Source organism: Achromobacter sp., from assembly GCF_036567245.1.
Lineage (GTDB): Bacteria > Pseudomonadota > Gammaproteobacteria > Burkholderiales > Burkholderiaceae_B > Achromobacter.
Genome location: NZ_DATCUY010000203.1, coordinates 1 through 25,923, shown reverse-complemented (window position 1 = coordinate 25,923; position 25,923 = coordinate 1). Strand labels below are relative to the sequence as shown.

The following is a 25,923-nucleotide window of genomic DNA, read 5'->3' as shown; positions in this document are numbered from 1 at the left end:
GGCACGCCCGGCACGCCGCGCCGGATGTTGCGCGAGAACTCAGCCGCATCGACGGTGGCGCGGGCGCGCTGCGTGTAGTGGCCGGCCTGCCGGTAGGCCTGGATGCTGTCCGCGCCTTCCAGCGCGTCCAGCCGGTACAGGTACTCGGGCAGATAGCCCGAAAACAGCACGCGGTAGTCCAGCGGCAGGCCCGGCACGATCTGGTCGGCCAAGCGGTACACGATAGTGGTGCAGTTGCCGGTCAGCGTGTTGTAGAAGCGCGGCTTCTTCGCCAGCCGGGTGGCGGTCTCCACATAGGACAGGAACAGCTTGCGGGCTGCGCCTTCGGGCATGTGCACGCGGTACAGATAGCCTTCCTCGCCGCGTACGTTGGTGCGCACGCGCAGGCTGTCTTCCTCGGTCGAGGCCAGCACAGACAGTTCATACTGGCGGAAGAAGCCGCCGATTTCGGAGAATACGTCATGCAGCTTGCGGCGGATTTCCACCGAGAACACCACGTGTTGGCCGTCGCTGAAGCCGAAGGACACCATGGCGTGGGCGATGGCAGGCCTGCCCCAGTACGACAGCGCCAGGTCCACCGCGTCCAGGCGCGACAGGTCGTAGGAACGGGTCTCCCAACGTACGTCGTAGTCGGTGCGGGTGCGCCAGTCGAAATTGCGCACGTTGCGCAGGGTGACGATGTCGCCCTTGACCGCGCCCTCTGTCTGGTGCGCCACCTCCGGCATCCACTGCCGCTCGTTCGACGCGCGCACGCCCAGCCACCACCACGCCAGCAGGGCCAGCAGCAGAACGCCGTACAGCCAGGCGGGCAGGGGCTGCCCGATAAATAGGCCGATCAGCGCCGCGGCCGCGAGCGCCAGCCAGCCCGCCGGCAGAACGGCGCGTGCGCGGTCGGCGAACGGCGACTGGAACCATAGGGCCGCCGCGCCCCAGGCGGCGCTGGCCAGTATGGCCAGCCCGATCACTATCTGCGGAATCATGGCGTCTTCATGCGCAAGGCGGGGCTATGCCCGTCATTGCGCCCCTTGCGAGGATTCGGCCTGCTCGGCGTTGCGGGCGTGCGCGTTGCGGTCCTGTTTGCGCCAGCCGGCGCGCATGCGGGCGATCTGCCGCAGCGCGTCCTGCGACATCTTCCACCAGCCGAACGGGCGCGGGTCGGCCAGCATGCTCAGCGCGCGCGCATAGTCCAGCGTCAGGCCCGGAGTCCAGGCCATGGTCAGCGCGCGCTTGCGGATCTGCGCCGCCACCCACAGTTCCGGCGTCAGCAGCAGGCGCAGCAGCACGCGCCATCCGGCCTTGGGGCCATGCAGCCGGCCGACCACGCCATCCAGCGCCGCTTCCAGCGCGCTGGACACGGAGCTGGAGCAGTTGCGGTGCGTCAGGTTGTAGGTTGTGGTCTTGCGGTACTCGTTCCAGAACGCCAGCAGCTTGGCCGCGTCGTAGTTGCGGATGCGCACCCGCATCGTCGAAGGCGTCCAGGCCTTGGATTCGGTGGCGTAGTCCGGTTGGAACACGCCCGGCACGTTGTTTTCCGCCGTGGCCCGCAGCAGGGTGCCGAATTGTTCCGGAGAGTGGTCGATTTCCTGGGCCGGATACAGGCTGATGTACACGCCTTCCGGCGCTTCCAGCGCCGCGTGGCCGGTGGACACCACGCCATTGATGTCGACGGCGGCGATGTAGCGGTTCACCACGGGGTAGTTGCGCGTTTCGTTCTTGGCGGAGCCCGACGGCGTCCAGACGTGCACGGTCAGCGCGCGCTCGGACTCCAGCGGCGGGCCGTCGAACACGGTTTGCGCCGGACCGTCGGCGCGCGTGGGCATGAAGTCCGGGTGCGGATTGACGTCCAGGGCCGGGTTGGATTCCAGGTTGCGGACCCGGCGCGCCAACGACAGCAGGTGCAGGCCTGAAAACGCCAGGAACAGCCCCAGGCAGTACGGCACCGTGCCGACGTAGTGGGTGGGGTAGGGCTGGAAAAAGAAAATCGCCAGCAGGATTTCCGCCACGCCCGAGGCGAACACATAGCGCCAGCGCTCGTAGCGCACCACATAGGCAGCCATGCACTGGATCAGCCCGTCCACCAGGAACATCAGGCCGAACAGCATGGACAGCACGAAGTGTCCATGATGGTGTCCGACCAGGACCAGAATGCCGGCGGCCAGCACGATGGCGCCCTTGGCATAGCGCAGCACCCGCTGGCCGCCCACCCCCGACTTGGCGATCACCAGCGTGGCCAGGCCCTCGATGACCAACAGCGCGGCGAAGAAATTCAGCGGAAAATACACCGCGTTGTCCAGCGCATCGACGAAAAGCGTAACGCCTATGAGCAGGAGCAGGCCGCCGATGATGTACAAGGCGCGTGCACGTTTGCGCAGATACTCCACGCCGAGCAGCAATAAGACAAGATTACCCATTGTTCCGAGCGCTCCTTTTTCATAATTTGGGGGCTGCTGAACACATTAACAAACTTTCCCGCTTGGCGGGATTCCAGCAGGCGCCGCGGGGGTCAGGACGCGGGCCTGCCCCTGGCGGTTCAGAATCGGTAGCGTACGTCCAGCGTACCGGAGTTCTGGCGGTTGCCGTTCCCGAACTGCCCGCCGTAGGTCACTGCGACCGTGGTGCGCTTGCTGACCTCGATGCCCACGCCCAACTCGATCACGGCCGCATCGCGCGCGATCGGCGCGCCCGTGGCTGTGAACGCGTCGCCGCCCTGGACGAAGGACAGGGTGCTGGCGGGATTGAGTTCGCCAAAGGCATGGCGCCAGCCCAGCGTGCCGTGTACGTGGCCGCGGGCGCCGGCGCTTTCAAAGGTACTCAGCGCATGCAGGCCCAGTGTGGTGGTCGTCACGGTGTTGCTGCCATTCTCGCCACGCAGCGCCGCGTCGCCGCCGGATTCCGAGAAGCCGCGCGTGCGCAGGTCGCTGTAGTTCGCGCCGATGAATGGCTCGAGGGTGACGCGGTCGCTCAGCGGCATGGCGTAGCCCAGTTCGCCGAAGAACTGCCCGGTGCTGGCGCCGTAGCTGGCCTTGAGCGTCTGGTCCAGTCCCGCCCCGGCCGTATTGCGCTGGGTATCCAGGTCGTGCCAGGTATAGGCTGCTCCCAGGCTCAGGTTGATCTTGCCAGCGCCCGCCTCGAAGGCCTTGCCGCCATAGACAGTGAGACTGTAGCTGTCGGCTTGCGCGCTGGAGGCGCGGTCGCTGGTCCGGCTGCGGCCGCTGTTATAGCCCAGGGCGCCGCCCAGGCGCCAGCCGCCGCCGATGGCGTGGTCGCCGCCGATGGTGATGCCGCTGTCGGACTGGGTTGTCTTGGCCGCGTTGCCGTCGCCGTCCAGCGTGGTCCAGGTGCCGTAGACCTGCGTCCACAGGGGCTGCGCAGCCGGGCGGGGCAGGGAGGCTGCGTCGGCCAGGCCCAACTGGGCCGTCGGCGCGCCTGGCATCCAGCCGGCGTTGAGATTGCTGCGCAGGCGCGTCAGCGGCGCCTGGATGAAGGCGCTGGCCGTGCTTTGCAGGCCCGACATTGCGCCGGCGTGGGACTCGCCGGACAGGGCGTTGAAGGCCGCGGCGGGCGCGCCGTTGGGCAGGTTCAGCACATGCAGGCGCAGGGCGCTGTCGCCAGGCAGGCTCTGCAGCGCTCGGGCGACGCCGCGCTGGTTGCTGGTGAACGCGGCGTCGACGAACTCGATGGGGCGCGCGCCGCCGTCCTCGGGAACCTGCTTCAGGTTCACCACCAGGTCTACCTGGTTCGCGTCGTAGCTCAGCGATGGCGAGAGGAATGCGAGGTTGCTGGAGACTGCGTCGAAGCGGCCTTGCACGCCATGGTCGGCGGTCAGTATGGAATATGTGGTCGAAGGCGCGTAATTGCCGTTCTGGGCAAGCTGCACGACAGAGCCCGCCAACTGGGCGGTGCCGGCCACGTGCACGCTGCTGTGTCGGCCGTCGGCAGCGGTGACGACATGGTAGGTGGCGCCAGGTTGGAAATCCAGGTTGCCCAGCAGATTCAGCCGGCCATGGGGAGCGCCGGCATTGCCGGGCGCCAGTGTGGCGCCAGCGCCAATGGTCACGGTGTTCAGCGTGCCGGCGCCGGCCAGCGTCGTGCCAGCGTCCGCCTGGAGCCGACCGCCCAGCTTGCCGTCTACCTGCAGCGTGCCGCCCGACAGTTGCGCGGCGCCAGCGTAGGCGCTGCTGTCGCCCGTCAGGACCAGCGAGCCCGCGCCTGCCTTGGTCATCGCGCCGCTGCCGGAAAGCGCGCCGGCATAGCTTGAATCATCCGCGCGGTTGAAGACCAGGCTGCCGTGGTTGACGATATTGCCCGTCATGGCGCCCAAGGTTCCGCCATCGCCCACTTGCAGCGTGCCGGACTCGATGGTGGTGGCGCCTGTGAGCGTGTTCTGGCCCGTCAGCACCAGCGTGCCGGTGCCGGCGTGGCGCAGTTCGCCCGCGCCGCTCAGCTCGCCGCCGAAAACCACGCGGTCGCTGCGCTTGAAGGCAAGTGTGCCGCCGGCTTCGATGGCCCCGTTGCCGGCGATGCTGCCCGAGACGGCGCCATCGCCGATCTGCAGCGTGCCCGCCTGGACCGTCGTGCCGCCCGCATAGGTGTTGTTTCCGGTCAGTACAAGCGTGCCGGCGCCGAGCTTGGCCAGCTTGCCGTTGCCGGACAGCGCCTGCGCGACGGTATAGGTGTTGGCGGCGTCGGCGATGTCCAGGCCCCCGCCTGCCGCGCCCAGGTTGATGCTGCGGGCGGTGCCGTGGAAGCTCGTGCCGGTGACACGCAGCGTGCCGCCCTGGAAGTCCAGGCCGGCCGTCGGCGCGCCGAGGTTGGCGTCGCTGGACACCGACAGGGTGCCTGCGGTCATGCGGGTGGTCTGGGTATGGGTGTTGGCGCCGTTCAGCACCAGCGTGCCCAGCCCGGTCTTGTCGATGCCGGCGCCTGTGAGGACATTGTCGAGAGTGGCGGTCCAGGCCCGGGACGCCAGGCTGCCATCGCCCACGCGCAATTCGCCCGCGGCGCCTGGCGTGGTTCCGGTCAATTCCAGGGGGTCGCCGTTCAGACGATAGCCGTCGCTGGCGAACTGGATGCCTTTGGCCCCGATCGGTCCGGTTGCGGTGTCCACGGTCACCGTGCCTGCGGCGCCGCCGAAGATGGCGAATGCGTCGATGGGGAGGCGTGCCCCCGTCACGGAGCCGACGGCATCGGTCCAGTTCGCATTGGTGCGCGACCAGACCCCGGAGCCGCCGCCCATCTGAGTCGCGCTGGCCTGCTGATTGGCGTTCCAGAAATTGAGTTCCAGGTTGCTGCCATTGACCAGATTGATCTGCTTGAGGTCGTTCAAGTATTGGAGCGACAGGCCCGGGTCGGGCAAGATGGCGCCATTCGACAGGGCCAGTGACCCGGTGTAGTCGAACAGCCGGTACACGCCGGCGCCGAATCCTCCGCCATCGATGGCTTCCAGTCGCATCCCGAGGAGCGTCAGGTTGCCGTTGACCGTCACGCTATGGCCCGCGCCGGGCGCGCCGAAACTGAAGGCAGCCACGCTGCCCTGCTGCATGACGAGGTTGCCGTTGACGGTGAATGTGCCGGTCGGATTGCCGGGAGCAAGTCTGCCGTTCGCCGCGATGGACACATTGCCGTTGACGCTGCCGAAGCCGCCCACCGATGCGCCGCTTGCCACGTTGATATCGCTGGCGAGACTGGCCGTTGACTTCGAGGCGTCCCCGCCGATACGCAGTGCTCCGTTTTGTACCAGCGTGGGGCCGGTGTAGGTATTGGCGCCGTTCAGCGTCAGCGTGCCGGTTCCGGTCTTGTTGATTCCGCCCGTGCCGCTAACCACGCCCGCATAGGTGCCGCTGCCGACGGTCAGCGTATTGGCGCCGAGTTCAACCCTGCCGCCGGTGCCGCCCACGGTCCCGATACTCAAGGAGCTGCCGGCGGAGAGGTCGAACGTGCCGCCGGTATTGATCCAGACGGCCGAGTTCGGCAACAGGGCGCCGGTACCGATGGCCAGCGTGCCGCCGTTGATGACGACCTCACCGGTGAAAGTGTTCATACCGGTCAGCTTCTGTGTTCCGGAGCCCACCTTGATCAGGGCGCCCTGGCCCGATATGACGCCGCCGAATGTATTGTTGGTGCTGCCGTTCAGGTACAGCGCATTCGTACCCAGCATGACGCTGCCGTCGAGTCCGCTCAACGCGGCGATGGTCTGACCGGAGGCCACCCTCAGGTCCAGCGCTGCGCCAGGTTGCAGGGATACCTGGCTGGCAGGCAGGCGGCCGGACATGGCCAGCGCGAGCGTGCCGGCGGAAATGGCGGTAGCGCCGGCATAGGTGTGGGCGCCGGTCAGCGTCAAGGTGCCTGCGCCTTCCTTCGTGAGGGAGCCGTCGCCAGAAATGTTGCCCCCATAGGTGCCGTTGGTGGCCTGGGCGAATACCAGCGCGCCATCAACGGCGATATCGCCTTGCAGGCTCTGGGTAGTGCCTCGCAGCTCCGCCGCCTGACCCACGGTGGTGCCGCCTGCGTAGCTGTTGTTTCCGCTCAGGGTGACGGGAGCGGTACCGTTCAGCGTCAGGTGTCCCCCGCCGGACAGTCCGCCTGCAAGCGTTATCGCGTTGGCGCCCTGCACCGTCAGGCCTTGGGCGCCGAGCGCAAAGTCGTTGCCCAGGGTCATGCCGATGCCGGCGGCCAGGGAGCCTCCGTTTGCGTTTACCAGGCCCGAGCCAAGCACGTTGCTGTTCGCGAGTGTGACCAGGCCGCCGTTCAGCTCGACGTTTCCGCCATGGGCCAGCGCCGTCCCCGTCAACGTCCAGGTGCCGCTGTTGACGCGCAGGTTCTGGAAGTTGATGTAGGTGTCGCCGGAAATCGTGGTGCTCGGTCCGCCCGTGCCGGTGCCCGTGCCGTTCGTCGGCAGGACATTCTGCAGCACCAGCGTATTGCCGGCGCCCAGGCCGCCGTTGACCGTGCCAGGCGGCGCGAACTTCAGGCTGGGCATGCCGAGGACGGTCAGATCCGCCGTGGCGTAGCCTTGGCCCCGACTCACCGAGGATCCGGACACCGCGGTAAAGGTATTGTTGCCGCCCTGGCCCAACCATACGCTGCCGTCGATGGTCCCGGCATTGACGAAGCTGTGGCCTGTGCCGGGCGTACCCGAGGCCTCGAAAGCCACGCGGCCGGTGATCGTGCCCGTGCTTGCATTGACGAAGTCCACGTTGCCGCCGCCGTAAACGGCGACCACGGGGATATCCTCGGCCTCGACCAATATGCCCGGGATCGCTTGGCTGCGGATCGTGCCCGCATTGCTCAGATGGCTGTTTCCTCCGGTTCCATTCCGCACGGCTATCGCCATGGCGCTGAGATTTGGCAGGACGCCGTCAGGCCCCGTGGTTCCGCCTATCCACCCCCTATTGGTGAGCCTGAAGGTGTGGGCGGTAGCATTGCCCGCCGCAACCCCGCCCGACAGGGTATGGGGGCTGCCGAGCAGATTGGCGTCGATCCTGCCGTCGTTGATCAAGGTCGCGTTGCTGCCGGTCAAGCTTAGCGCGGCGCCTCCACCAGCGGGCAGGACGCCGAGCGTCGCGGAGCTGTCCAAAATGACCTGGAGGTTGTTTGTAGCGTTGGCATAGCCGGGTTGCGCTGGATCGGCAGTCCCCAAGCACGTCACAACCGTACCCGCCGGTGTGCACGCGGCCTGGAGGGCGGTGCTCAGCGACGACAGGGCAATCCCCAGCGCCATGCACAGCACCGGGCGGAACGCGCGTGCCGCTACGGCTTTGCCGGCCTGCGAACCGCCGCCGCGCGATTGCGACGCCAATTCCGATGCCGCCTGCCAGACGCGCAATTTACGGTTCCACACCAGCCGGTAAACGTGGTTCAAGCCTTGCTCCTGTACGGGACGGACGCGGGCGCTTCTGCCACGAATCCGCCGCGCCACCGCAAATGCATCAAAACGAAAGCCGTCCCACAAATCGTTACGGCGAAAAGATAGGCCGAAGTTTAGGCGTCCAGCCTGCGGGCTGGTATCCCTGAATCTTGGTATTTGAGGGGTGAAAAAGCTGGGTCCGAAACTGGACGAGCTGCTGTGAAGGCGCGGGTTCGTGCTGCGACAGCCTCGAACGCGGCGGGGAAATCCGGCGTCTGCCGGACCGTCCTCGCCGCGCGTTCCCGTCAGGGCGTCGCCGGCCTGATGTTCTGGTTGTGCCGGAACAGATTGTGCGGGTCGTAGCGGGTCTTGGCCTGGACCAGCCGGTCGAAGTTCGACCCGTAGGCGGCGCCCAGCCGCTCCGGCTCGTCTTGGGTCAGGAAGTTCACATACACCCCGCCTTGCGCATAAGGCTCCGTGGTCCGGAACAGCGTCCGGGCCCAGGCGATGCAACGCTCATCCTCTTCCGGAAAGTCCCAGCGTCCGTGCACGTTCATGGCGAATTGCGCCGAGCGGTGCGGATAGGCCGTGGCGGACACCGGCACCTGCGCGGCCACGCCGCCGATGTAGCCCAGGAAGATCTCGCATTGCGGCGACGGCAGGTTTTCAACCGCCCCGACGATGGCGTCGATCAGCCCGTCCTGCAGGCCGCCCAGGTTGTGCGACTTCCAGTAGTTGCGCGCCCCGGGCGTCAGCAAGGGATCGAAGGCCTTTTGCCAGGCTGCGTATGGCATGGGGCCAAGATGCTCGCCATAGGGCTTGCCAAACCCGCGCACCACCTCGACGGCGTCGGGGCCTTGCGCCGGATCGCCCGAATAGCACACGGCGAACGCGATCATGGGCTTGCCATGCACCGCCTGCGGCAGGAAAGGTAGCGGGGGCGCCAGCCTGAGCACGGCCCAGACGGTGAGTTCCTGGGGCATGGCCGCCAGTGCATCCCGGTACTTCAGCAGCGCCTCCTTGCCCTGTTCCAGCGGCAGCACCACCAGGCCGCCGTAGACCTGCGGGCCGACGGGATGCAGCTGGAACTCGAACATCGTGACCACGCCAAAGTTGCCGCCACCGCCGCGGATCGCCCAGAACAAGTCCGCGTTGTCCTGCTCGCTGGCGTGCAGCAGCTTGCCGTCGGCGGTGACGACATCGGCCGAGAGCAGGTTGTCGACGGTCATGCCGAACCTGCGGGTCAGCCAGCCGAAGCCGCCGCCCAAGGTCAGCCCCGCCACGCCGGTGGTGGAATTGACGCCCAGCGGCGTCGCCAGGCCGTAAGCCTGGGCTTCGTGGTCGAAATCGGCGAGCGTGGCGCCTGGTTCGACATAGGCCCGGGCGCGCAGGGGATCGACGCGCACCGATTTCATCGGCGAAAGATCGATCATCATCCCGTCGTCGCAGACGGCGGTGCCCGCGATGTTGTGGCTGCCGCCTCGCACGGACAGGACCAGGCCGTTGTCGCGCGCGAAATCCACGGCGCGGCGCACGTCGGCCGCGCCCGCGCAGCGGAAGATCACCGCCGGCCGGCGGTCTATCATCGCATTCCAGATTTTTCGGGCGTCTTCGTAGCCGGGGTCCGCCGGGCTCAGGACCAGGCCTCGGGCAGAGGCTCTCAGATCATCCAGGGCGCTATCGGAAAGTTTGCTCATCACACACCTCCTTGAAGGTGCAGCTTCGTGAACAACCTCTGAAACTGGGGCCTGCAGGGCAGGCCCTGGCCGCCTATGGGTTCGGGCGCGGCATGGGATACGCCTCCTGCGTGAGGGGCCATGACCCGGGAGGGGGGGCGCGCCGCGCCGGGAGCCGGTCGGCCCGCTCCCGTTTTGCGCGCCGTGGCGTGCGTATCTGGAGAGCTTACTCCTCGCTGGTCCACTCCACCTGCACGCCGAGACTGCGCAGGTTTTCGACGAAGCGCGGATGGGCGCGGCGGATCGGCGTGGCATTGCGGATTTCCGAACGGCCATCGATGCTGCTGGCGATCATGAAGAGTGCGATGGCGACGCGGATGATGTAGGGGCTTTCAACCACAGCGGGCGTCAACGGCCTGCCGCCGAACGTGATCAATCGGTGCGGATCCGACGAGAACACGTGCGCGCCGAACTTGGACAATTCGCCAGTCCAGCCCAGCGCGCCGTCGTAGACCTTGTTCCAGAACATGGCGTTGCCTTCGGCGCACACGCCCAGCGCGATGAAGATGGGCAGCAGGTCCACCGGGAAATAGGGCCACGGGGCCGCTTCGACCTTGGTCAGCACATTGCTGGTGAACGGCGTCTGCACCTTCAGCGGACCGGAACGCAGCGCGCGCGACCAGCCGTTCTCGTGCACGATCTGCACACCGAACTTGGCAAAGGTACGGTCGATCAGCGGGAAGTTCTCCGGGGTGCTGTTGCGCACCACCACGTCGCCGCCCGTGATCGCGCCCAGTGCGAGAAAGGTGGTGATCTCGTGGAAGTCTTCCTCGAAGGTGAATTCGCCGCCGATCAGGCGAGCGCCGCCGCGTACCGTCAGCCGCGACGTGCCGATGCCGTCGATGTCCGCGCCCATCATCGCCATGAAACGGCAGAACTCCTGCACGTGCGGTTCGGATGCCGCGTTCGTCAGGGTCGATTCGCCTTGCGCCGCGGCGGCGCACAACACGAAGTTCTCGGTCGTGGTGACCGAGGCATAGTCCAGCCAATGATGGGTCGGCTTCAGGGGGCCGCTGCTGCGGACCAGCAGCGAGCCGCTGGCGCGCTCCACCTCGCCGCCGAAGGAGCGGAAGATGTCCACGTGCGGATCGATCTCGCGCACGCCCAGCGTGCAGCCCTTGACATTGTCTTCCAGCCGCGCCACGCCAAAGCGCGCCAGCAGCGGCGGCACCAGCATGATGGACGAGCGCATTTCCTCCGGCAGCCGGTGGCTGGCGGCATCGAAGGCGGTGTCGCGGTGATGCAGCTCCAGCGTGCGCGTGGACTCGTCCAGCCGCACGTCGCTGCCCAGGGTGCGGAAGATGTCAAGGATCTTGCGCACGTCCGTGATGTCGGGCACGCCGTGCAGCCGCAGCGGCTGGTCGGTCAGCAAGGTGGCGCACAGCACCGGCAGCACCGCGTTCTTGTTGGCCGAGGGGATGACGCGGCCGCGCAATGGGGTGCCGCCGTGGACGATGAGGTTGGACATGGAGCGAGTAGGACGAGAATAAAGAGGAAGAGGGGAAGCCAGCGGGGGCTCCCCGGTAATTTCACACTGTAAGGGCGCGTGGCGCCTGTGTCATGCCGGCTTGGCGGCCCCGGGGCCGGGATTCCTGCGGATCAGGACCCAGCCGCCTATGGTCAGCGCCAGGCCAGCCACCAGATAAGGCAGGCCGAAGATCAGCGCCCAGAAAAACAGCGCCGTATAGGCGTCGTTGGCGGCCTGCTTGCCGCCAGTGGCCGGATTGAAGATACCGGGTTCCATTTCGAGCAGGGCGGCGGCCAGGGTCAACAGGAGGATCACGCCAAGCACTGCGCAGCCCCAGCCGAGCAGGCGGCGGAAATTGGGAATACGCACGAGCGTCACGACGAGCGCCACGCCGGTCAGCAGCGACACGACGCTTGTCGTGATCAGCATCCGGTCCAACGCTGCCATATAGGCAAGCCCCGTCGAGTCCGCCAGCCCGAACATGCGCTGCAGCACCGGACCGAGGACTCCGAAGCTGGCCCAGGCAGCAAGCAGGCCAAATGCGATGCTGGCGATCCACTTGGTCAAGTCAGAGGGCATGGCGATAGTCCTGTTCATAATGCGGTGCAGCGAGAATACTGCGGATTGCTACTGACGATTGAGACGGGCGGTAACTGCCATCCGGAGGAGGCCGCGCCTACGCCCGGCGCCGCATTCTTTCCTGATGCAGCAGCCTGACCTGCTCGGCGTACTCCGGCACCGGCCCGTCGACGGGGATGCCGTCCACGACTTCGGCAATGGCCAGCGGCCGCACCTTGGACGTGGGCGCGACACCCCATTCCCGCAACCATTCGCGGTACTGGGCGGAGGAACTGGCATAGACAATCCTGCCCAGGCCCACCCAGCCGTGTGCCGAGGCGCACATGGAGCAGTGTTCGCCCGAGGTGTAGACGGTGCAGGCGGCGCGCTGGTCCGCCGGCACATGGTTGGCGGCCCAGCGGGCGATCTCGAATTCCGGATGCCGGGTGCGGTCGCCGCTGGAGGCATGGTTGTGGTCTTCGAACAGGACTGCGCCGTCGGCCGAAACCAGGACCGAGCCGAAGGGTTCGTCGCCCGCATCCAGCGCCTGCCGGGCGAGTTCCACGCATCGCGCCAGGTGCTTCTTGTCCAGTTCAGTGATCATGCCGGTCTCCTCGTGTATGCCGCAAGGCGCCGCTCCGGCGGATTGCGGCATCGGGAAGGCCGCCGGGAGGCATGCGCAAGCATAGCCTCCTTGCCGATCAGTCTAGTAATACACGTCCACGTAATCGGTCAGCCCGCCGCAGGCTTCCATCTGCTGCAGGCGCCAGTACTTGCGCTTGCCGGTGGCGCGGAATTCGAACTCGCCATTGCGCTCGCAGCGCCGGCCCTTGTCCGGCGCGTCCAGGATCAGGATGGTGCCGCGGAAGATGAAGCGGTCGCTGGCGATGGAGACGATATCGCCTTTGATCTTCAACGTGCCTTCGTGATTGGCCTGCGTGCCCTCGATGCGGACCAGGTCGTTTTCATCCGTCGCGGTCAATTGGCCGCGCTGCGCGGACCAGAGCCACTGTAGCGTGATGCCGCTGTTGTTCATCAGGCGTTCGTAGGCGGCCTGGTTCTGGATGTCGGTCTTCTGCGCCGAACCCGACGGGGCGGCCGCGGCAGGGGCCGCCGCAGGCGCGGAGGCGGGAGCGCTTTGATGCGCCTTTATCGGAGGCACCGCCAGGGCCGGCGTGGCAGCGGCAAAGGCCAGGCCTGCCGCCAGCAGCAGGCTGGACATCCGCTTTTTTCCCTGGGCGATGATGAAGTCGCTTTCGAGGTTCTTGTGCATGGTTCTCGTCAAGTAGGGTAGGAGGGCGCGGCCGCCCGGCATGGGCTGCCTGACGGGGACACCGTCACGGCCAGGGCCGAGGGTCGGCGGGCGCATAAATTAGCACGGTCATCGGACCCCGATAATTGCTGTTGTTTGAGCTTGTGTATCCATTTGTTATTTAAATTGCCAATGAATACGGTGGCTCGTTGTGCCCGCCCATGCCGTCCCGCCGTCCGTCCACTTACCGCTTGCCGGTGGCTGCGCTCTGCGCCCGGAACGCCGCTTCCCCCGCATCGGAAATCTCGACCCATTTCTTGTCAGGCGGCGCGTCCGCAACATAGCTGTCGTGCCAGTTCCACCACTTGTAGGTCGGCGTCTGCGGATAGCCCTCGGGCGAATCCTCCCAGACTTCCTGGCGGCCCAGCGGCGTGATGTCCAGGTAGTTCCAGGTGCCGCCCATCTGCTCGTCGCCGCGGTTGTTGAGGAAGTAGGTGCGGAAAATGCGGTCGCCGTCGCGATAGAACACATTGGTGCCATGCCACTCGTCCACGCCGAAGTCGGCGTCGAAGCCATCGGTCAGCGTGTACCAGGGCATTTTCCAGTCCATCTGTGCTTTCAGCCGGGCAATTTCCGCCTGCGGCGCCCGGGAAACGAAGACCAGCGTGGTGTCGCGGGCGTTCAGATGCGCCAGGTGGGCGACCTGGTCGGCCACCATGGAGCAGCCGCGGCAGGCATGTTCGGGCCAGCCGTACACGCCCGGCTCGAAGAAGGCGCGGTAGACGATTAACTGGCGGCGGCCATCGAACAGGTCAGGCAGGGCGAGCCTGCCGGATGGGCCGTCGAACGCATAGGTCTGGGTCACTGCGGTCCAGGGCATGCGCCGGCGCTCGGCGGCCAAGGCGTCGCGGGCCCGGGTGTGCGCCTTTTCCTTCAGCAGCAGTTGCTGGCGGGCGGCTTCCCACTCCTGGGGCGACACGGCCGGGGGCGTGCGCATGCGGGTGTCTTTGGTGGATGCGGTCATGATGTCGATACCTCCATATCGCGGGCCGGCGCCCTGGCGCAAGGGTCTGCGCGCAGCCTGGCTGCTCAGCGGCCTGGAAACAGTCTGGCATCGCCGGGCGGCGAGGGGGGAGTAACAAATGCGGCGCAATTCCGCTGGCGGCCCCGGTTCAGAAGCTCACCGCCAGGCCCACCGAGAAGCCCGACACATTGGTGCCGAACACATAGCGGCCGACGAGCCGGGTGCGCGTGATGATCACGTCATAGGCGCTGGAATCCAGCTCCAGGCCCGCGCCCACGGACGTCAGCCGGTCGAATCCCAGGATGCCGCGCTGGTCGCCGAGGAACTCCGAGTGCGTCAGCTCCAGCACGTAGCGCAGCGGCCGCTGCAGCATCACGAATCCCGTGGGGGCGCGGTAGCGCGCCCACAGATTGGCCGACTGCGCCGTGGCATGCCCCTCGACGGCCGCCGAGCTGTTGAAGCTCTGCAGGCGCATGTCGGAATAGCGCAGCTCCACGTCGACTTCATAGCCGGGGCGGTAATGCTCGTAGTCCAGCATCACCGAGCCGCCCAGGCCATAGGCGTTGAGGGATCCTCTGTCCAGGAAGCTGATGTCCTTGCCAGTTTGGCGCCCCACGTACCAACTGGCCGCGCGCAGGTCGCTGGTGACGTTGCCCAGCGCGAAATTGAAGATGGGCCGCAGCTTCAGTTCGTCGGTCAGCTTGAAGTCCCAACCTATGCCGCCGGTGGCGGAAATGCTGTTCCACTTCGTGGGGATGCTGCGGGACTCCGCGCCCTGCGTGGCGATAAACGTCGGGTCATAGCGGCTGGCGGCCAGCACGCCTTCCAGGTAGATCGGGACCGATTTGGATATGGTGTCGCCGCCGCCCAGCTGCGTCATCGCGAATTCGGTAGACCCGGAGACCGACCCGCTGCCCCCGCCTATGTTCAGGGAACTGGTCGTGATGTCCGGCACGATGGAGAACGACATGATGGCGAGCACGCCGTTGGCGCGCTTCTGCAGATCGTCCTGGCTCAGGCGCAGGCCTTGTTGCGCCGAGGCTTGCTGTGCGGCGCCGCAGGCCAGCAGGGCAAGCAGCCAACCCGTACGTCGCTTCGCCCTGCTGAGGAGCAGGGACATGTCATCTCCGGAATGAATGGTGCTGGCGGGCATGGATGCGCTTAACGGCGGCGGGCCAGGGACGGTGGCTCGGCTTGAGCTTTGTCGCGCCACAGCGTGACGCGGTTGCGGCCCGTCTGCTTGGACTCGTACAGGGCTTCGTCCGCCCGCTGTATGACTGCGGCAGCCGATTCGCCGTCTTGCGGCCAGAGCGCGATGCCGATGGATACCGTTACGCGGCCCACGCCATCTGGCATGAGCCGCCGGGCCACTGCCGCGCGGAGGCGCTCGGCGACTTCTCCCGCCTGGGAGGCCGCGCTGGTCGGCAATAGCGCAATGAATTCTTCCCCGCCCACCCTGAAAGCCCGATCCTGGTCGCGCAGGCCGGCGCGGATCACCTCGGCCAGCGCAATCAGCACCTTGTCGCCCGTCAGATGGCCGAAGGCATCGTTGATGCGTTTGAAGTGGTCCAGGTCCATGGCGATGACCGCGACGGGCGTGCCGTCGGCAGCGTAGGCGTTCAGCACCTCGGTCATGGCCCGGCGGTTCAGCAGCCCGGTCATCGGATCCGTCAGCGCCTGGGTGTTCAGGCGGCCGACTTCGTCCTGGTGCTGGTCCAGCGTCAGCTGCACGGCGTCGCGCAGGGTGTCGGCCTCGGCGTACCAGGCGTTGAGCCGCCCGAGGTCCACGCCTGCGGATTTCCCCGCGGTCATGGCGCGCGTCAAACGCGATAGCGGCGATGCAATGGCATAGGCCAGCCCGCACACCAGCAGCAGCGTCAACGCGATGGCCGGGATGGCGGAACGCAACGCGTCGCCGAGCAATTCGCGCAGCGGCGACAGCACCTGATCCAGGGAGCGTTGCGCCACCACGGCCCAATTGCCTTGGGCCAAGGGCGCGTAGCCGGTCAGCACCGCGCCGCCTTTCGCGTTCGGGAGCAGGGCGGCGCCGTCCCGTCGGGCGGGTTCGAGGCTGGCCAGATCGAATGTCCCGGCGCCTGCCTGCTTGCGGTACAGCACGTCGCCGTTGCCGCCGACCAGGAACACGGACATGCCGGCGATATCGTCGCGCTCGCCGATGATCCGGTCCATGCCGCTGCCGGCGTCCAGCTTGATGACGATGGCCAGATAGGCCTGTGGCGCGCCGGCCGGGTCTGCCACGGGTTCGGCCACGGTAAGTACCGCGGCCTGCGTGCTGGGTAGCGTCGTCACCCAGGCGCTTGGGCCGGAGGGGCCTACACCCAGATCGGCAAGACGCAGGATCTTCGCATCGGCAAGCTGGCCGCTGGGGGAGCGGGCAACGATGCGGCCGGCAGTGTCGGCCAGCATGACCGCGTGCAGCGAGTCGATCTGGCCGGCCAGGCGCTGCAATTCATTCTGCAACGCTTGCGGTTTGTCCATGGACGCGGGGAGCTGGCTTGCGGCATTGCGAGCCTGGCGGTGCAACGCGGCAACGTAGACGTCGATGACCTCGGCCAGCTTCTCGGCGCGCGCGTGGTTGGCGGCCAAGGCATTCCTGACGATCTGCGCCTTCTGCACCTGGTAGCTGGAGTACATGGCGGTGGAAAAACCGACGGCAACGCTGAGTACGGCCAGCGCGACCAGAACCGCATGCAATCCGAGCTTGCGCCTGCCTGAGGGGTTTGACCGGGGGCTCATCGAGACTCCATGCAGTATTCCATGCGTAGGGGTGTATCGACCGCGTCTAGTTTGACAAAGATAAATGGCGCGGACGCAGCCCGCAATGCGAAACGTGATTAATTGCAATCCACGATTGATTTAGGGGAAAAAATGTGTAGGCTTTGTTCGTTATAGCCAACACAGCGCCGCGTGATGCCGTTCACGCCTGTCATTCCTGTTACTGCCGCCGCTTCGGCCGTCACGCCTTGCCCCTTTTTGCACGCGTGATCTGGTCTTTTGCATTCGCCTGACTCCGTTGCTTGCCGGACCGCCACTTCGGGCGGTTTGTCCTCTACCCGTCTGGAGAAAGTGACTATGCAGCTGCTTCACCGCGCGACTCGCTTCCATATCCAACAGGACCGGGCACCCAGGCGCCGCGCTTCGGCGCCCGCCGCATTGACGGCGCTGGCCATCGCGCTTGCGGCGCCGGCCTGGTCGGCCGAAGCGCCCAAACCCGCTGAAGCGCCCACCAAGGAAGCGAACGCAGCCCTGTTGAAGGAACTGCCGTTCGCGGACAAGACAGCCTTCGAATTGGCGCACAAGGGCTTTGTCGCGCCGCTGCCTGCGGGCATGATCAAAGGCGCCGAGGGCAATCCGGTATGGGATTCGGACAAGTACGGCTTCATCAAGGAAGGTTCCGATGCGCCCGACACCGTCAATCCCAGCCTCTGGCGGCAAGCGCAGCTGATCAACATCTCCGGCCTGTTCCAAGTGACCGACGGCATTTACCAGGTGCGCAACCTGGACCTGTCGAACATGACCATCGTCGAAGGCAAGGAAGGCCTGACGATCATGGATCCATTGATCTCCACCGAAACGGCCAAGGCCGCGCTGGATCTCTACTATCAGCATCGCCCCAGGAAGCCTGTCGTGGCCGTGATCTACACCCACAGCCATGTGGATCACTACGGCGGCGTGCGTGGCGTGGTGGACGAGGCCGACGTGAAGGCGGGCAAGGTCAAGATCTACGCCCCGCTGGGATTCCTGGAGCACGCCGTGGCCGAAAACGTGATGGCTGGCACCGCCATGAGCCGCCGCGCCAGCTACATGTACGGCAACCTGTTGCCGCCTAGCGCGACCGGTCAGGTGGGCGCGGGCCTGGGCACCACGACCTCGGCCGGTACGGTCACCCTGATCCCGCCCACCGACATCATCGAGAAGACCGGCGAAAAGCGCACCATCGACGGCCTGACCTACGAATTCCTGTACGCGCCCGGTAGTGAAGCGCCGGCCGAGATGCTCTACTACATCCGGGAGAAGAAGGCGCTCAACACGGCCGAGGACTCCACCCACACGCTGCACAACACCTATTCCCTGCGCGGCGCCAAGATCCGCGATCCGCTGGCCTGGTCGAAGTATCTGAACGAGGCTCTGAACCTGTGGGGCGACGACGTGGAAGTGATGTACGCCATGCATCACTGGCCGGTCTGGAACAACAAGGACGTGCGCGAACAGCTGAGTCTGCAACGCGACATGTACCGCTACATCAACGACGAGACCTTGCGCCTGGCCAACATGGGCTACAACAAGGAAGAGATCGCCGAACAGGTCAAGCTGCCCAAATCCATCGCCACCAAGTTTTCGAACCGGGGCTACTACGGGTCCGTCAACCACAACGTCCGCGCGACCTATGTGCTTTACCTGGGCTGGTTCAACGGCAATCCCGCCACGCTGCACACCCTGCCCATTGAAGAGGGAGCCAAGCGCTACGTCGACATGATGGGCGGCGTGGACGCGGTGGTGAAGAAGGCGCGCGAGTACTACGCGAAAGGGGACTACCGCTGGGTCGCCGAGGTCGTCAACTACGCGGTGTTCGCGGATCCGAAGAATCAGGAGGCGCGCAATCTGCAGGCCGATGCGCTGGAGCAGCTGGGTTATCAGGCTGAAAGCGGTCCGTGGCGCAACTTCTACCTGACCGGCGCCAAGGAACTGCGCGAAGGCGTGCAGAAACTGCCGGTGCCGGACACGGCCAGCCCGGACACCGTGCGGGCCATGACGCTGGACATGCTGTTCGACTACTTCGCGGTGCGCCTGAACCGTGAAAAGACCGAGGGCAAGCATGTGGTGCTGAACGTGGATTTCACCGATACGAAGCAGCAGTACATGCTGGAGATGGCCAACAGCGTGCTGAACCATTCCGCAGGCAAGCAGGCCAAGGAACCCAGCGCCAGCGTGTCGCTGACCCGCGATACGCTCAACAACATCATGCTGAAGCAGACCACGCTGAAGGACGCGATGGCCAAGGGGGATGTCAAGGTTACGGGAGATCAGACCAAGCTCGCCGAAGTCTTCGGGGCGCTGGATGACTTCCCGTTCTGGTTCAACATCGTGACGCCGTAAGCGCCGAATGCGAGAGGCCGATCCTGGCCTCTCGCCGCATGCGTCGAAGTCCCGCGCAGCCGCTACGCTTGCAGGACTATCGGCAGGAGGATGAACATGGCTAGCAAAAACACCATTTGCCTGTGGTACGACCGGGACGCGCTGGAAGCTGCGCAGTTCTATGCCAAGATCTTTCCCGACAGCGCCGTGGGCAAGATCCTGCGCGCGCCCGGCGACTATCCCTCTGGCAAGCAAGGCGACGTGCTGACGGTGGAGTTCACCGTGGCGGGCATCCCTTGCGTGGGCTTGAACGGCGGCCCCGCCTTCAAGCACAGCGAGGCTTTTTCATTCCAGATTGCCACCGAGGACCAAGCCGAGACCGATCGCTTGTGGGACGCCATCATCGGCAACGGCGGCCAGCCCAGCGATTGCGGCTGGTGCCGGGACAAGTGGGGCCTGTCCTGGCAGATCACGCCGCGCATGCTGATAGAAGCGATCTCGGACCCCGACGCCGCCGTCGCCAAGCGCGCCTTCGACGCCATGATGACGATGAGCAAGATCGATATCGCGACCATCGAGGCGGCGCGGCGGGGATGAGATCGGCATGAGCCTTGCTCGGACTTCGCGAGCCCACTGATACAGATCTGTCAGTTGAAGACCTGAGCCTGCTGCCGGCCTGAGTATCATCCCCCGGCAGGCAGCACCCGGATCCCCGTGCGTTTCACGAATTCCTCATAACTGATCGGCGGTCCCGCCTTGGTGCTGGCGGCGTTCGCCTGCCAATGCACCCACGAGCGCCCCGTCGTGGCGTCGTACACGACCTTGTAGATATAGGTGGGCACGGCGACGCCGGATCCGATCGTCTTGGGCTTGTCGGCATAGACCGGCCCCGTGAAGACGTACACGTCGCCTGCGGCGCGCATCACATACTTGCGGGTGTCCTGCTCGATGCTGCTCCAGGCGCCGCCGTTGTGCGTCTGGTCTTGCGGCACCATATTGGCCAGCGAGAAGCTCTGCGCCATGGCCTCGGGGCTGGACATGTCGCCGGCCGGCGCCATGTGGCCGCGGGAATAGCCGGAGCCGCGGTAGTCGTCCAGTTCGGCCCGTTCGGCGCGCGGCAGGCGTGCCTCGGCGTAGAACTTATCGGTCCGGCGCTGCCCCTGGGCCTGGGTCAGCATCTGGCGGTTCAGGCGTTCCGCCACGAACACCGGCGTCCTGGTCTGTCCGTCGTGGAGGATGGCAAAGGCCGAAAAGCACACCTCCCGCAGCTTCTGGCCGCCCGGCACCTCGGGCGGACGCGAATGCGGAAAGAACTGCCGGCATTCGGCAAACATTGTTTGAACCGGCGCGCCTGTCCGCGCTGCGGTCGGTACCGCCGCGGGCGTCGCATGCTCGCGTTGCTGCGGCCAGCCCAGGCGCGTGATGACGTCTTGCACCGGCGCCGGAATCCGCCATTGCGGATTCAGCATGTAGGTGGTGGCGCCGAAACTCGCCAGGGACGAGAACAGCAGGGCCTTCAGGAATCGGGGGAAACGGCCGCCGGATCGGGAACCGGCGCGGGCCTTGGATCTGCTGGGGGGGCTTCTCTTCTTGGAAGCGGGTGTCTTCGCGCGCGTCATTACTACCTGTGAGCTACTGCCCGATTGCGGTTGGCAACCGGCACCGTCCCGGATTGTAGATGAGTGGCGAATTTGCCACTGATGACGATTGTTTCTTCATGCGAGACAGTGGCGTCGCCCTTATGCCACATGCAAAGAAACCGCTACGCGCAAGGGGTTACGCTATGTTTCAACGACATATTTCCCACGTAGAATTCCTGCTGGCCCCGCGATGCGGCGGCGCGCTATCCAAGCATTCAAGATGTACGTCGATCTCCTCACTCTTTACTTCATCATCATCGGAACGCTGCTCGCCAGTGCAGGCCTGACGTTCTGGGAGCATCGGACCCATCCCAGCCGCAGCGGATCATTGCGCATCCTGGCGGCGGGCTTCGCCACGCTTGCGCTGGGCTGTACCGTCGCGCTGTTTCGCGCCCGATTGCCCAGCCCACTCGGTTCGGCGGTCGCCAACCTCGTCGTCCTCAGCGGCTATCTGCTGATCATGAACGGCGCGGCTTCGCTGAGCGGCAGGCGCTACCGCGGCGCTTCCCTCGGGCTGTTGATCGTCATGGCGCTTGTCTGGCTGGCGGCCGGCGACCGGCGAGAGGACATGGTCTGGAAGTACGTCAGCGCATTTCCCATCGCGCTGGTCAGCGCCATGACGGCCTGGGAACTGTTTCGCTGCCACTCCCTCAGGTCGCTGATACCGCTGCGCATCGCGGCCGCGGTGGCCAGCATCCACGCGCTGGTCTACACCGCCCGCGCCTTTATCCTGCCGTGGTGGGTGGCCGAGCATGGCCCGGCGATACACCTGACCGCCAGCACCCTCACCATGTACGAAGGCGTGCTGTATTCGATCGTGCTGCCGATGACGCTGCTCAAGCTGATACGCGAAGAGACGCATGGCCAACTGCTTCGGGAATCGCAGACCGACTACCTGACCCGCCTGGGCAACCGCAGGTGGTTCTTCGAACAGGGCGCGCGTCTCATCGAGGGCGGAGCAGGGCGCGGGCCTGTTGCGGTCCTGGCGTTCGACCTGGACCAGTTCAAGGCGATCAACGACCGGCATGGCCACCAGGCAGGCGACCAGGTGCTGAAGTTCTTCGCGGAGTCCGCCCGCTGCGTGCTGGGCGCCGATGTGCTGCTTGCCCGCATCGGCGGCGAAGAATTCGCCGCGCTGCTGTCCGGCCAGGACGCGCGCCGCGCCACCGTGTTGGGCGCGGCCGTGGCGCAGCACTTTGCCGGTACGGTGTCCAGGCGGGACGACTGCCCCGGCATCCCGGCCACGGTCAGCGTGGGACTGGCGCAGTTCGAGGACAAGGTTCCGCCCTTGGCCGATGCGCTGGCCGCGGCAGACCGGGCCTTGTATCAGGCCAAGGCGCTGGGCGGTAACCGGGTGGAGTTGGCCTTGGCGGCTGCGGGTCCGGTGAGCTGCTGACGGCGTCCGGCTTCCGCGCGCGTCAGGCCTTGCGCCGCGACCGTGGCCTGGGCGCCACGCCCATGCGCGGATCCCGCGCCAGCGCCAGCCGCGCCATCCGCGCCGCAATCGTCTCGAAGTCCTCGTCGGTCTGCGGCAGGTACAGCCATTTCCCCAACACCGGGTGCGGCCGCAGGGCCGGGAACTCCGTCAACAGCGCCGCCTGGCGTTCCTGCGAGGTGCACACCAGCAGGCCGCTCCAGGGATCGTCGCGGTCGGCCGCCACCAGGTACAGCAGGCCGTCCAGATAGGCCGCATCGCAGCCGAACATCTTGCGGCGCATATAGCCTGCATCGCGTTCCAGTGGCTCCATGATCCAGAGCAGGGAATTGAGGCGGACGGTCCGTTGCTTCGGGGGCGGGGCGAATGGATCTGATCGGTTGCGCATGGAATGACGCCAGGCGGGATGCGGTTGCGGCGGGAGCCTAAGAATAATGGTAATAATGGCGCCAGATCAAAGTTTCCACTCCAAGGGGATTGCGTGCATTGCTCTAGATGCGGAGCCGCCCACAAGGGCAAGAACAACGTATGCGACGAATGCGCAAGAGTGCTGGGTAACATGTCCAGCAAGAACATCTTCGCATCGGACGCGGGCAGCTTGCCGGCCGAGCCGGGGCTGCCGGCCGCTACTAGTCCGCCAGCGGCTGCGGGCCGTGGCGACGGCTGGGCCGGCGCATTCCAGCGCTACCAAATCATCCCCCTGCGGCTGCGCGGCAAGCCTGTCAAGACGGCCTGGATATTGGCGGGTGGCGTCGCAGGCTTGGCGATCAGCGCCCTTGGCGCCTACGCCTGGGGGATGTCGGCCTGGTGGTTCATCCTGATTTTCCTGAGCCTTGTGATCCTGAACGCCGGCGACGACCTGAAGCGCAGGCGCTACTCGCGATTTCTCAGGATGTGCAATCTGGAGGCGAATCGCGCCGGCGAGGTCTTCTACACGGAGATCGGCGGCCAGTGTCCCGTATGCGATGGCGAATTGAAGCTCAGGGAAATCGGCCCGAAGCATCACAAGAAGACGACGGCGGTGTGTAGCGTCGATCCTGGCCATCGCTGGAAATTCGATCCGGGAGTGCTGGGCGATCTGTGATCCCCGCGCCGCGCGGCGCAATCGGCGGTCATTGCCCCGTCGGCGGGGCCTTAGCCCGCCGCGCTGCCTATAATGGCTCCGATCCCCGCTTCGACGGCAGTTGTGCCGTGCTTCATGTCCTCTTTGCCTTTACGCGTGCTGTCGGTCATCCCGCCGATGACGCAGCTCAATACCCCTTATCCGTCCACCGCCTACCTGACCGGCTTTCTGCGGTCGCGCGGCGTGACCTCGTTCCAGGAAGACCTGGCGCTCGCCCTGGTGCTGCGCCTGCTGTCGGCCGACGGCCTGCGCGCCGTGGCGGAACGCATCGCCCAACTGCCCGCCCAGAAGCACACGCCCGCGGTTCAGGCCTTCGTGGCGCAGCAGGCGCGCTACCTGGCGACCATAGAACCCACGATCGCCTTCCTGCAGGGCCGCGATCCCACGCTGGCGCACCGCATCGTCGGCCGCAATTTCCTGCCGGAAGGGCCGCGCTTCAGTTCGCTGGAGGTGTACCTGGATGAAGATGGCGGCGATCCGCTGGGCTGGGCGTTCGGCGCCTTGGGCCTGCACGACCGGGCCAAGCACCTGGCCACCCTGTACCTGAACGACTTGGCGGATGTGCTGCGGGACGGCATCGACTCGCGCTTCGAATTCGTGCGCTACGCCGAATCGCTGGCGGGCAGCCAACCCACGTTCGACCCCTTGGCCCAGGCGCTGGCGGCCCCGCCGACACTGGTGGACGACATGCTGCGCAGCCTGACCGCGGAGGCGCTGGCCCGTCACACGCCCACCATGGTGCTGCTGTCCGTGCCGTTCCCGGGCGCCGTTTACGCCGCCTTCCGCATCGCTCAAACCATCAAGGCGCACGATCCCTCCATCATCACCGTGCTGGGCGGCGGCTTCGTCAACACCGAGCTGCGCGAACTGAAGGACCCGCGGGTCTTCGACTACTTCGACTACGTCACGCTGGACGCGGGCGAGCGCCCCTTGCTGTCGCTGCTGGAGCACGTGCAGGGCAAGCGTTCTCGCCAGCGCCTGGTGCGCACTTTCCTGCGCGAAGCCGATAGTGGCGCGGTGCGCTACGTGAACATGGTCGAGCCCGACATCGCCTTCGCCGAAGTGGGCACGCCCACCTGGGACGGCCTGCCGCTGGATCGCTACCTGTCGCTGCTGGACATGCTGAATCCCATGAACCGGCTATGGAGCGACGGGCGCTGGAACAAGCTGACCGTGGCGCACGGCTGTTATTGGAAGAAGTGCAGCTTCTGCGACGTCAGCCTGGACTACATCGGCCGCTACGAAGGCGCATCCGCCGAGGTACTGGCGGACCGCATCGAGGCCATCGTGCGCGAAACCGGACAGACCGGCTTCCATTTTGTCGATGAAGCCGCGCCGCCCAAGTCGCTCAAGGCGCTGGCGACCGAACTGATCGCCCGCAACACCGGCATTTCCTGGTGGGGCAACATCCGCTTCGAAAAGACTTTCAGCCCCGAACTCTGCGAACTGCTGGCCGACAGCGGCTGCATCGCCGTCTCGGGCGGCCTGGAGGTCGCGTCGGACCGCCTGCTGAACCTGATGAAGAAAGGCGTGTCGGTGGAGCAGGTTGCGCGGGTCACGCGCGCCTTCACGGACGCCGGCATCCTGGTGCATGCCTACCTGATGTACGGCTTTCCCACGCAGACCGTGCAAGACACCGTGGACGCGCTGGAGTACGTGCGGCAGTTGTTCGACAACGGCTGCATCCAGAGCGGCTTTTTCCACCGCTTCGCCTGTACGGTGCATTCGCCGGTGGGCAAGAACCCCGAGGAATATGGGGTGACGCTGCGGCCCTTGCCGCCGGTCACTTTCGCCAAGAACGACGTCGGCTTCCATGATCCCACGGGCGTGGACCACGACGCGCTCGGTAAGGCATTGAAAAAGGCCATCTACAACTACATGCACGGCATCGGGCTGGATGAGGACGTGCGCAGCTGGTTCCCGTTCCATGTGCCGAAGACTACGGTGGCTAAGCACCGGATCAGCCGGGCGTTGAGTCAGCGGGGGTAGGACGCGCCGCCGATGCCGCGCTAACGCAGCAGCACATCCTCGTAGAACGCGCCCATCGGTCGCTGCGCATCGCGTACCTGGATTTCCAGCACCCAGATCCCGTCGGCAGGCACGAAATCCGCCTGCGCCAGCAGATGCTTGCCATACAGCGCGTGCGGGAAGTCCGATACCCGGTGTCCGGGGATCTCCCGTACCAGCTCGCATCCCTGCTCGCGCGCATATTCGGCGGCGCGGTCGTACAGGGCGGCGCCTGTCAGGCCCTCCAGCCATGCCAGGCGAGTACGGCGAAACACCTCGCGCGCGGCTTCGGCGCAGCGCTGGCGGTCGGCATCCGTGCCCAGCACGAAGGTGTCGCCGTAGTCGCCCTCGTGGCCGTCCCAGACCGGCCCGATGTCCAGCACGAAGATGTCGTGCTCCTGCAGCTTGCGGTCGTAGTCGGTGCGCTGGACGGGCGGCGATTGCGTGTCCGGGCCGAAGCGCACATAGGTCGGATGCCAGTTATTGGACGCGCCCATCCGGCGCAGGTGGTCGTCCGCCACGGCGATGGCCTCGCGCGTGGTCATGCCGGGCCGCATCAGCGCGGCGATTTCTGCCACCGCCTGCATCGAACGCCGGCGCGCGTCCAGGATGCCTGCCAGCGTATAGCGCGGGCTGATGCGCTCCCAGGGATGCGCTTCACGCTGCGGCGGGACGCCAGCCGTGCCGTCGGCCGCCGGGTGGAAGGCTTCGGCCCGATACCGGTCCGCCGGCAGGCC

General features: G+C 66.1%; 19 protein-coding genes. 5 read left to right on the top strand and 14 right to left on the bottom strand.

All coding sequences use genetic code 11. The features are described 5' to 3' along the window. From VIR09_RS08865 to VIR09_RS08815, 11 genes are all read right to left on the bottom strand, one after another. On the bottom strand, positions 1-980 hold a 980-nt coding region (locus VIR09_RS08865; RefSeq protein WP_332012531.1), incomplete at its 3' end, for a DUF4105 domain-containing protein. Between the two features lie 33 nt (positions 981-1,013). Continuing rightward, positions 1,014-2,411: a DUF308 domain-containing protein gene (locus VIR09_RS08860; RefSeq protein WP_332012530.1), complete on the bottom strand. Its 1,398-nt coding sequence runs from the start codon at positions 2,409-2,411 to the stop codon at positions 1,014-1,016. Positions 2,412-2,530: 119 nt separating this feature from the next. Next, on the bottom strand, positions 2,531-7,861 hold the full coding sequence (locus tag VIR09_RS08855; protein ID WP_332012529.1) for an autotransporter domain-containing protein: 5,331 nt from the start codon (positions 7,859-7,861) through the stop codon (positions 2,531-2,533). A 290-nt stretch (positions 7,862-8,151) separates the two neighbouring features. Beyond that, positions 8,152-9,543, bottom strand: coding sequence for an FAD-binding oxidoreductase (locus VIR09_RS08850; protein WP_332012528.1), 1,392 nt, complete (start codon positions 9,541-9,543; stop codon positions 8,152-8,154). Between the two features lie 205 nt (positions 9,544-9,748). Continuing rightward, on the bottom strand, positions 9,749-11,050 hold the full coding sequence (locus VIR09_RS08845; protein ID WP_332012527.1) for a UDP-N-acetylglucosamine 1-carboxyvinyltransferase: 1,302 nt from the start codon (positions 11,048-11,050) through the stop codon (positions 9,749-9,751). Positions 11,051-11,140: 90 nt separating this feature from the next. Continuing rightward, positions 11,141-11,629 carry a hypothetical protein gene (locus VIR09_RS08840; RefSeq protein WP_332012526.1) on the bottom strand — a complete coding sequence of 163 codons (489 nt, stop codon included), beginning with the start codon at positions 11,627-11,629 and terminating at the stop codon, positions 11,141-11,143. Positions 11,630-11,726: 97 nt separating this feature from the next. Further along, a complete protein-coding gene (locus tag VIR09_RS08835) occupies positions 11,727-12,212 on the bottom strand; it encodes a nucleoside deaminase (protein WP_332012525.1) in 486 nt (161 codons plus the stop codon). Between the two features lie 102 nt (positions 12,213-12,314). Then, complete coding sequence (locus tag VIR09_RS08830; RefSeq protein WP_332012524.1) at positions 12,315-12,881, bottom strand: hypothetical protein; 567 nt, start codon at positions 12,879-12,881, stop codon at positions 12,315-12,317. Between the two features lie 223 nt (positions 12,882-13,104). Further along, complete coding sequence (locus VIR09_RS08825; RefSeq protein ID WP_332012523.1) at positions 13,105-13,884, bottom strand: DUF899 domain-containing protein; 780 nt, start codon at positions 13,882-13,884, stop codon at positions 13,105-13,107. A gap of 148 nt (positions 13,885-14,032) precedes the next feature. Next, positions 14,033-15,004, bottom strand: a complete 972-nt coding sequence (locus VIR09_RS08820; protein WP_332012522.1) for a hypothetical protein — start codon at positions 15,002-15,004, stop codon at positions 14,033-14,035. Between the two features lie 41 nt (positions 15,005-15,045). Beyond that, positions 15,046-16,641 (bottom strand): sensor domain-containing diguanylate cyclase, encoded by a 1,596-nt coding sequence (locus tag VIR09_RS08815; protein WP_332012521.1) that lies wholly within the window; start codon positions 16,639-16,641, stop codon positions 15,046-15,048. A gap of 336 nt (positions 16,642-16,977) precedes the next feature. On the opposite strand from VIR09_RS08815, the gene VIR09_RS08810 reads away from it, so the two are divergent. Both VIR09_RS08810 and VIR09_RS08805 read left to right on the top strand, forming a co-directional pair. Then, entirely contained in the window at positions 16,978-19,002 is a 2,025-nt protein-coding gene (locus tag VIR09_RS08810) for an alkyl/aryl-sulfatase (protein WP_332012520.1), read from the top strand. A gap of 96 nt (positions 19,003-19,098) precedes the next feature. Then, on the top strand, positions 19,099-19,578 hold the full coding sequence (locus VIR09_RS08805) for a VOC family protein (protein WP_332012519.1): 480 nt from the start codon (positions 19,099-19,101) through the stop codon (positions 19,576-19,578). Between the two features lie 86 nt (positions 19,579-19,664). On the opposite strand, the gene VIR09_RS08800 is transcribed toward VIR09_RS08805, so the two are convergent. Next, positions 19,665-20,600, bottom strand: a complete 936-nt coding sequence (locus tag VIR09_RS08800) for a DNA/RNA non-specific endonuclease (protein ID WP_332012518.1) — start codon at positions 20,598-20,600, stop codon at positions 19,665-19,667. 241 nt (positions 20,601-20,841) lie between these two features. Here VIR09_RS08800 and VIR09_RS08795 point away from each other — a divergent pair, with 241 nt between their 5' ends. Continuing rightward, positions 20,842-22,017, top strand: coding sequence for a GGDEF domain-containing protein (locus tag VIR09_RS08795; RefSeq protein ID WP_332012517.1), 1,176 nt, complete (start codon positions 20,842-20,844; stop codon positions 22,015-22,017). 22 nt (positions 22,018-22,039) lie between these two features. On the opposite strand, the gene VIR09_RS08790 is transcribed toward VIR09_RS08795, so the two are convergent. Then, positions 22,040-22,444 (bottom strand): hypothetical protein, encoded by a 405-nt coding sequence (locus VIR09_RS08790; protein WP_332012516.1) that lies wholly within the window; start codon positions 22,442-22,444, stop codon positions 22,040-22,042. Positions 22,445-22,615: 171 nt separating this feature from the next. Here VIR09_RS08790 and VIR09_RS08785 point away from each other — a divergent pair, with 171 nt between their 5' ends. Then, the gene (locus VIR09_RS08785) at positions 22,616-23,140 is read left to right on the top strand and encodes a hypothetical protein (protein ID WP_332012515.1); all 525 of its coding nucleotides are present in this window, start codon (positions 22,616-22,618) and stop codon (positions 23,138-23,140) included. Positions 23,141-23,254: 114 nt separating this feature from the next. Next, positions 23,255-25,168 carry a B12-binding domain-containing radical SAM protein gene (locus VIR09_RS08780; protein WP_332012514.1) on the top strand — a complete coding sequence of 638 codons (1,914 nt, stop codon included), beginning with the start codon at positions 23,255-23,257 and terminating at the stop codon, positions 25,166-25,168. 20 nt (positions 25,169-25,188) lie between these two features. Here VIR09_RS08780 and VIR09_RS08775 read toward each other — a convergent pair. Then, the coding region (locus tag VIR09_RS08775; protein ID WP_332012513.1) for a M24 family metallopeptidase at positions 25,189-25,923 on the bottom strand (735 nt) is incomplete at its 5' end.